This is a genomic window from Planktotalea sp., from assembly GCF_049680325.1.
GTDB lineage: Bacteria > Pseudomonadota > Alphaproteobacteria > Rhodobacterales > Rhodobacteraceae > Planktotalea.
Genome location: NZ_JBAUHO010000142.1, coordinates 1 through 1,643, shown reverse-complemented (window position 1 = coordinate 1,643; position 1,643 = coordinate 1). Strand labels below are relative to the sequence as shown.

The window sequence follows — 1,643 nt, the reverse complement described above, 5'->3', positions numbered from 1 at the left end:
ATGAAGTCGGAATCGCTAGTAATCGCGTAACAGCATGACGCGGTGAATACGTTCCCGGGCCTTGTACACACCGCCCGTCACACCATGGGAGTTGGTTCTACCCGACGACGCTGCGCTAACCTTCGGGGGGCAGGCGGCCACGGTAGGATCAGCGACTGGGGTGAAGTCGTAACAAGGTAGCCGTAGGGGAACCTGCGGCTGGATCACCTCCTTTCTAAGGATGTTTCCGGTCAGATAAGCTTGCTTATCTCTAGAAACACTTAGCAGAGCAGCAAACAAAGCTGCTCATATATTGCCAGACACGTTTTCCTTCGTGATCTGGTCGGACCGAGCCGTCCTCATATCTCTTCAGACATACGTCGAACTAAGCGTCGGCGTGGTGGATACCTGTTACCGTATCTGGTAGCGGCGCTTCCGGGTGTTTGCTTTGCAATCATCTGTCAGCGCGACGTCGATTTTGCTATGCAAAATCAACTGGGTCGGTAGCTCAGGTGGTTAGAGCGCACGCCTGATAAGCGTGAGGTCGGAGGTTCAAGTCCTCCTCGACCCACCAAATTTTTGGGGCCTTAGCTCAGCTGGGAGAGCGCCTGATTTGCATTCAGGAGGTCAGGAGTTCGATCCTCCTAGGCTCCACCAAAACAACTTTGCATAGCAAAGGACGTTAAGCCTGCATTGCTCAATCGTATCAGCAAGCACTTTCGAGTGTTTGCTCATCCGATTGGATGAACTTCACATCGTATATAGAGAAAAATTAACAACACTGTTTGATGTTGCGGAGTAACGCAATCATCTCAGCGTGGTTCTTAGGCCTTCGGGTTTAAGAAGGTTCTTATCGGTCCTTTTCCTCGGACTTATTCGAATATCCCGCCTGAAACGAACAGGTTGTCCAAGTCAAGTACACTAACCAGAGTGGTTTTGTGGTTACCTCCTGCACGGATGGTGCCACGGATAGAACCACTCATTGTCCATATCTAAAGATATGGGCGGGAAAATGTATGCTTTTGGTTTGGAAAGCGTGGATCCGTTGCTTACCAGCTTGCGGATCCCTGCAGGGCGTAAGTCTTGCTCTTTCTGGATCAAATCAAGCGCGAGAAGGGCGTTTGGTGAATGCCTTGGCAGTAAGAGGCGATGAAGGACGTGATACTCTGCGATAAGCTATGTGGAGCCGAGAATAGGCTTTGATACATGGATTTCCGAATGGGGCAACCCACCTGATTATATTCTGTTATTATCCAGCTTCGGTTGGATGGTTATCAGGGTGTAAAACCAGGTACTTATAGACTGAATACATAGGTTTATAAGAGCAAACCCGGGGAACTGAAACATCTAAGTACCCGGAGGAAAGGACATCAATTGATACTCCCCTAGTAGCGGCGAGCGAACGGGGACCAGCCGAGCCTTGAATGTGATTAGAATGGTCTGGAATGGCCAACCATAGTGGGTGACAGTCCCGTATAAGAAGCACGATAGGACGTATTAAGTAGGGCGGAACACGTGAAATTCTGTCTGAAGATCGGAGGACCACCTTCGAAGGCTAAGTACTCCTTACTGACCGATAGTGAACCAGTACCGTGAGGGAAAGGTGAAAAGCACCCCGACGAGGGGAGTGAAACAGTACCTGAAACCGAACGCCTACAATCAGT

2 tRNA genes and 2 rRNA genes are annotated in these 1,643 nt (G+C 49.9%); all 4 read left to right on the top strand.

The features are described from left to right. Positions 1 to 214: ribosomal RNA gene (locus WBC85_RS06320) — 16S ribosomal RNA — on the top strand; the annotation flags it as partial. Positions 215 to 476: 262 nt separating this feature from the next. Then, positions 477 to 553, top strand: a tRNA-Ile gene (locus WBC85_RS06315). Positions 554 to 560: 7 nt separating this feature from the next. Continuing rightward, positions 561 to 636 (top strand) — tRNA-Ala (locus WBC85_RS06310). A gap of 443 nt (positions 637 to 1,079) precedes the next feature. Beyond that, a 23S ribosomal RNA gene (locus tag WBC85_RS06305) occupies positions 1,080 to 1,643 on the top strand; the annotation flags it as partial.